We start from the raw sequence: 6,134 nt of genomic DNA on the forward strand, positions 1-6,134 counted from the left end.
GGGTAAAGCGCTTGTTGAAAAAAGAATTTGTGGAAATAAAAGCAGTTTGCGTGCCAGCTGGGTGCAGCTGCCGCACTATGAAGGAGCACTACGGACTGCAGGCCGATAGGACATTTGCGAGATTGCACCAATAAGGTGCACAACAACGATCAACACCAAGCATCACAAATTGCGCACCAATTCAGGGCCACACTTCGCACCAAAACTGTGCAATCCCGTCTTGAGATCCTGCCAGGCGGCCGGGACCAAGGGAGCAGGACCTTTGACGCCCAGTTCGATGTGCCGCCCGTATTGTGGATGATCCACGCTGGGTAAGCTGAACACCCGGACCTCGGGGTGCGATTTTTCTATGCGCTCCATGAGAGGTGTCAATGCTGCCTCCATCGCGCCATAGACCACCACCGACTGCTCGACCTGGGGAGCACGGTTGAACAGGTCTGCATAGTGGTGGTCGAGCACCCATTCGATCATGGGCCAGGCCATGACCGGAAATCCGGGCACGAAATGGACGGCACCGCCGCCAGCGCCCTCGCAGCTGAAGCCGGGAATCTTGTTGTAGGGATTGGGGATGATGCGGGCGCCTGCGGGAAAGACGCCCATGTTGAGCCGGTGCACATTGTCCGGCCGCTCGGCTTCGTATGGCACACCTTGCTCCCGCGCCACGTCCTGCATGCGTTCGCGGATCAACGCCTCGGCCTCGGCATGCAGAGCCAGCTCACGGCCCAGGGCGCTTGCCGCGCATTGGCGGGTGTGGTCATCGGGCGTCGCACCGATGCCTCCGCAGGAGAAGACCACATCGCCCGAGGCAAAGGCCCGCCGCAGTGTCGCGGTGATGCGGTCCGGGCTGTCCCCGACGTAGTCCGCATACGACAGCGACAGGCCGCGAGCCGAGAGAAGTTCGATGACTTTGGGCATGTGCTTGTCCGCGCGCTTGCCCGACAGGATTTCATCGCCCACGATGATCAGGCCGAAAGAGGGAGTCATGGGGAAGGGGTTCCGTGGGTGGGAGATGGCGTCGGAGACGCTGCGAGTGCCGCCGGGGCTGCAGCAGCAGGAGGCGGCTCGGCACTGGCGTCCGGTCCGCGCACCAGCTCCTTCGCCGGCGCAAGGATCGGGGGCGCCTCAGCGGCCACCGGCCCCGCAGCCTCTTGCCGCAGGCGTGCCAACGCGGCCAGGCAGTAGTGCGCGAACCACAGCGATGAAAATGCGAAAACGAGGGTGTAGATCCAGATCGCCAACGGCACCAGGATGAAAAAGGCCGCTGCAAACACCACCCCCGAGGCCCATACGATGCTCGGCGCAGCGCCGAGGTAGCCCGTCAGGATGCCAATGCCCAGCAGGCTGCTGCGGTGGCGGCGAAAAATAGCCTGCCGCTCCTCCTTGCTGGCATGGTCGGCCAAGGCATCGAAAGCCATCACCCGGTAAGTAAGCCACCCCCAGATCAAGGGCGGCAGGATGAGCACCAGCGGCGGCACCAGCCACAGGGGCACCGACACCACCAGGGCGATCAATGCCAGCAACGTGGAACTGACCGACCACACCACGCTGGCGATGAAGGAGCCGCCCTTCTTGCGCTCCAGGGCCGGAAAGCGCCGGTCGGCCACCAGCGCCACCAGTGCAGGCGTCATGAGCACCGCCACCACCAGCAGGGAAACCACCACCAGCGCGGGTGCCACCGCCAGGATCACCATCAGTGGCGCCACCACCGAAGTGACATCTCCCAACCCCCAGCCCTGCAGCCAACTCCAGAAGCTGGCCAGGAGGGCGGAGGCGTCCAGCAGTGCGCGCATTCCCCGCACGGCGCCGTCCCAGTAGAAGTACCCCAAGCCCAGCGCCAGCGCCACCATCAGCACGAGCGGCAGCACGGACAGGGCCATCACACGCGGGCGCAGGCAGTAGGCAGCGGCGCGCCAGAAAGAATCAAACAGAAGTCCCATGCCGGCAAGCATACCGTCTTGACCGTCCGCAGGGGCTTTCAAGCCTTGCCGAGCAGCCGCAGCAAGCCACGCCATTGCTGCGACCAGAAACCCTTGCCGTAGTCCCGTACCTGCCCGGTCGGCCCCGCCTCCACCTGGTCGCGCACGCCCGTCGGATCGAAGCGCAGCTCGAAATTGGCGGTGCGCATCAGAATGTCCCACCAGGGCAGCAGCACTCCGAAGTTGTGGCCGCCCAGGACGGTGCGATACCTTGCGCGCCCCGCGCTCGCCCCCTCACCCGGAAGCGGCTTGATGGTTTCATGGCCGATCCCAATGCTGTGGTGCAGGCGGTGAAAGCGCGGGCTCACCCACAGCCGCTCGCCCCAGCGGCCAAACCACAGACGCACGTTGGCATGCTGAAAGCTCTCGCTGAGCTGCGTGATGGCGACGATGGCGATGAACTGCCCCGGCGCGACCCCGATGAGTTGCGCCACCACCACGAGAATCGTGTCGCGCAGCAGGTCATCGAGCAGGTGGTTGCGGTTGTCGCTCCACATGGTCATCTGGCGCTGCGCATGGTGCAGGGAATGAAGGCGCCACCACCATTCAAAATGGTGCTGCCCCCGGTGAATCCAGTAGTCCACGAAATCGAACACCACCAGATACAGCAACAGGCTGACCCAGGGTACATCGGTGATACCGGGCCAGAGGCCATCGAGCTGGAATGTGCTGATGCCCGCCACCCGCAAGGCGCCGAAGAACGAATCCGCCAGCGGGTCCACCGCCAGGAACAGGCCCAGCCGGAACAGGCCCAGCCGGTGAATCAGCGTGTAGAGAATGTCGGTGCGGATCGTCGCCCGGTCGGTCACGGCCTCCACCGGCCGCCAGCGCTGCAGCGGGCCAATCACCGCGGCGATCACCACGAGCTGCAAAAGACCCACCAGTATCCAGCCCGCGGCCTCGTAGCCGCTTTCAAGCTGGTTCCCCAGTCCCATGGCGAACATCGCTGGCTGCAACAGGCTTTCAAAAAGCCATTGCTGAATCGCATCAAATCCGTTGCCTAGCCACCCCATCGCGTCACGCTCCCTCCGTACCGCCGGCCCCGCCTGCACTCAGGCGGCGGCCGTGCACAACCCAAACAATCCCCGCCGCCATGATCTCAGCGCCCCTTCCCGGGTGCATAGTCAGGATGCTCGCGCAATGTGCGAAAGCAAACCCCCCGCTCCTTGAGGCCCACGATCAGCGGCTCCAGCACCGCCGGCGCCCACGGGTCCTTGCGCGACCAGATGCCCAGGTGGGCCAGCAGGATGTCGCCACTGCGCACCTCGCGCAAGGCCTTGTGCAAGAGCGCGGCGTTGCTGGCCTTCTCACTGGGCAATTCGTCTCCCAGGAACCCCGCCGGGGACCACCCCACATGCGTGAAGCCGCATGCGCGCGCACTGGCGAGCAGCCGTGGCGATGTCTTGCCCCCCGGCGCGCGAAACAGAGGCAGGGGAGTCTTGCCCGTCAGCACCTGCAACCGGTCCGCGGCCCGGGCGATCTCTTCGCAATACCCGGCGGCCGTCAGCACAAAATCCTGCCCCTCTCGAGGCCCTGCCGAGGGACGCACGCGGAACGAAGGGTTTTCTACCGTGCCAAGGTCGGCGCGCCAGTACGTGTGGTCCCAGGTGTGCGAGGCAAACTCATGCCCTTCTGCCGCGCGTGCGCGCCACCACGAAGCCCAGTGGGCGCCCAGGCTGCCATCGCCTTCCTGGGTCCGCTCATTGGCGGCAAAGAACGTCACGCGCACCTGCTGGCGCGCCAGAACCTCCGCGACCAGAGGCGCGACGGCCATGTGGCCCGTGTCAAAGGTGAGGTAAACAGGAGTTTTACAGTTGTTTTGGGCATTGGCGCCCGATATGCATGCGCCAAGTGCTATAAAAAAAATAGCAATCCTGATCCCGCGGGCAAGCTGCCCCCAACCCCGGGAAAGCCGGCTACGGCCAGCCCCGCCGTTCAGCGCGGCGCGTGCTGCAGCGTCCATACGCCATGGGGAGACTTGCCCACCGTGACCTGCCGCACGACCTTCTTCGTTTCAGTATCCACCACGGACAGCTTGCGCGCCCAGCGGGAACTGACATAGATGAAACGGCCATCGGCGGACACCTCCATGCAGTCGGGCCCCCCGGGAACAGGGTAGGACTCGACCACCTGCTGGGTCGTCATGTCGATCTTGCTGATCGAGTTGGCCACGCGGTTGCTGACATACAGATGCCGTCCGTCACCCGCCGCGCGGAAAGCGTGCGCCCCATTGCCCGTCTTGATTTTCTTGATGCTCACGGGTTCGCGACCGGAAACGTCGAACACCTCCACGCTGTCACTGCCAGTCAGGCCCACGAACACGCGCTTGTCGTCTGCGCTGCCGTAGACATCCGCAGGCATGGCTCCTGTTTTGATGCGCCACTTGATCGTCTGCGTCGCGATGTCGATGGCCACCAGTTCGTCGCTGTCCTGCATCGTGGAGTACACCGTGGTACTTCGGCTGTCGATCCACAAATGGCTTGGGGTGCGGGATGTGGCCACGCGCTGGACGAGAGTCAGTTCCTTGCCATCCCAGCGATAGAAGTCCACGTGGTTGAGCCGGTTGGCCGCCGTGATGAACCACTTCATGTCCGGTGTAAAGCGCAAGTGGTAAGGGTCCACGATGCCGCGGACGGTGCGCTGGACCTGTGCCGTGCGCGGATCCAGGAACGTCAGCGTATCACCCAGCGCATTGGCCACGATGATCGACTTCTCATCGGGGGTGAGATAGAGATGGTGAGGCTCCTTGCCCGTGGGAATGCGGACGGTCTCGGTCCAGGTCGCAGGGTCAATGATGCTGACGTTGGCTTCCAGGGAATTGAGCACGAACAAAGGAGGCGCTCCAGCCAGCACGCCCCCCATCGACATCCAGAGCCCACCCAGCGCAAGGTATGCGCGTGCAATCGAAAAAATCTTCACACAACCACTTTCAACACAGCATTCGAGTGTAGCGCCGCCCATGCGGATACCCCGAACAGGAACACGTAACATCCTTGATGTAGAACGGCCTTGGATCAAGAAATCAGGCTTCGAAGGGCCCGGGCCCGACATCGCGAGGGCCCGGATTCAGGTGCATCCAGCCACGAGTACCCCTCAACCAGTAGCACCAGGTTGGAATATTCTCCAAGCAGCCAAGCATCGAATACACGCGAGGGTGCTGCTATGCGCTCCCCTCCTCCTACCTCTCAATTGGATTGAGCAAGCAAACCCAGTTCGTCTTGGCTGAGCCATTTCCACGCACCGGGGGCCAGATCGGATGGCAACTCCATCGCACCGATGCGCGACCGATGCAGCCCCTCCACGCGATTGCCAACAGCAGCGAGCATGCGCTTGACCTGGTGGTACTTTCCTTCGGTCAGCGTGAGGTCCAGCCGATGGCTCCCCGCTTGCGCGCAGGCCGCTGCCCTCACCGGTTTCGGGTCGTCGTCGAGCACCACGCCTGCAAGCAGCTTTGCGATCTGTCCGCCATCCACGGGGTGCTTCGTGGTGACTTGGTACACCTTGGCCACATGTTTCTTGGGCGAACTCATCCGGTGAATGAACTGTCCATCATCGCTCAGCAACAGCAATCCTGTGGTGTCCTGGTCCAGCCGGCCCACAGCCTGCACCCCTTGAACCGCACTTTTCGTAGGCCGCTGGCGCAAAGGAGGCGGCAGCAGGGTATAGATGCTTGGGTAAGTCGAAGGCTTTTGAGAGCATTCGGTGCCTGCGGGCTTGTGCAGCAACACATACGCTTTAGCGTGATAGGGCCAATCGACGCCCTGAACGCGCAGTATCAACCCTTCCGGCTCCAGCTCGGCTGCCGCGTCGGTGCACGGCTCGTAACCCTGGGTGCCGGACGACGATTCGCGCACCGATACCCAGCCCTGCTGTACCAACCCCGCGCAGACACGGCGGGTGCCAAAGCCTTGGGAATACAGAATATCTTGCAGCTGCATAACGCGGAGAAATAGAAGCTAGTTGAATGTAAACGTGCTTGCGTGCGGCCCAAAGCAAAACGCCCTTCTACTCAGCAGAGCAGAAGGGCGGTTTGGGCTGTAAGAGCCTGACGATGACCTACTTTCACACGGGAACCCGCACTATCATCGGCGCAAAGTCGTTTCACTGTCCTGTTCGGGATGGGAAGGAGTGGTACCAACTTGCTATGGTCATCAGGCA

6 protein-coding genes and 1 rRNA gene are annotated in these 6,134 nt (G+C 62.9%); all 7 read right to left on the reverse strand.

All coding sequences use genetic code 11. The annotated features are described in order from the left end of the window. Positions 1-162 precede the first annotated feature (162 nt). The 7 genes from KW843_RS24485 to rrf all read right to left on the reverse strand — a co-directional run bounded on the left by KW843_RS24485 (position 163) and on the right by rrf (position 6,132). Positions 163-984, reverse strand: a complete 822-nt coding sequence (locus KW843_RS24485; RefSeq protein WP_218297752.1) for a molybdopterin-binding protein — start codon at positions 982-984, stop codon at positions 163-165. Beyond that, a complete protein-coding gene (locus tag KW843_RS24490) occupies positions 981-1,937 on the reverse strand; it encodes an EI24 domain-containing protein (protein WP_218297753.1) in 957 nt (318 codons plus the stop codon). The genes KW843_RS24485 and KW843_RS24490 overlap by 4 nt, the downstream gene beginning before the upstream one ends. Positions 1,938-1,975: 38 nt before the next feature. Further along, the gene (locus KW843_RS24495; protein ID WP_218297754.1) at positions 1,976-2,989 is read right to left on the reverse strand and encodes a sterol desaturase family protein; all 1,014 of its coding nucleotides are present in this window, start codon (positions 2,987-2,989) and stop codon (positions 1,976-1,978) included. Between the two features lie 86 nt (positions 2,990-3,075). Beyond that, positions 3,076-3,939: a polysaccharide deacetylase family protein gene (locus KW843_RS24500; protein WP_218297755.1), complete on the reverse strand. Its 864-nt coding sequence runs from the start codon at positions 3,937-3,939 to the stop codon at positions 3,076-3,078. Continuing rightward, positions 3,912-4,895, reverse strand: a complete 984-nt coding sequence (locus KW843_RS24505) for a YncE family protein (protein ID WP_218297756.1) — start codon at positions 4,893-4,895, stop codon at positions 3,912-3,914. Before KW843_RS24505 ends, KW843_RS24500 begins: the two co-directional genes overlap by 28 nt. Before the next feature lie 266 nt (positions 4,896-5,161). Beyond that, positions 5,162-5,914, reverse strand: coding sequence for a 16S rRNA pseudouridine(516) synthase (locus tag KW843_RS24510; RefSeq protein ID WP_218297757.1), 753 nt, complete (start codon positions 5,912-5,914; stop codon positions 5,162-5,164). Between the two features lie 105 nt (positions 5,915-6,019). Further along, positions 6,020-6,132 (reverse strand): 5S ribosomal RNA (gene rrf / locus KW843_RS24515). Positions 6,133-6,134: the final 2 nt, after the last annotated feature.

It is taken from the genome of Acidovorax sp. sif1233 (assembly GCF_019218755.1).
GTDB lineage: Bacteria > Pseudomonadota > Gammaproteobacteria > Burkholderiales > Burkholderiaceae_C > Acidovorax.

Excerpts from the sequence above, each read along its gene's own strand:
- KW843_RS24485 (WP_218297752.1), bottom strand. The coding sequence starts at position 984 with ATGACTCCCTCTTTCGGCCTGATCATCGTGGGCGATGAAATCCTGTCG.
- KW843_RS24490 (WP_218297753.1), bottom strand. The coding sequence starts at position 1,937 with ATGGGACTTCTGTTTGATTCTTTCTGGCGCGCCGCTGCCTACTGCCTG.
- KW843_RS24495 (WP_218297754.1), bottom strand. The coding sequence starts at position 2,989 with ATGGGGTGGCTAGGCAACGGATTTGATGCGATTCAGCAATGGCTTTTT.
- KW843_RS24500 (WP_218297755.1), bottom strand. The coding sequence starts at position 3,939 with ATGGACGCTGCAGCACGCGCCGCGCTGAACGGCGGGGCTGGCCGTAGC.
- KW843_RS24510 (WP_218297757.1), bottom strand. The coding sequence starts at position 5,914 with ATGCAGCTGCAAGATATTCTGTATTCCCAAGGCTTTGGCACCCGCCGT.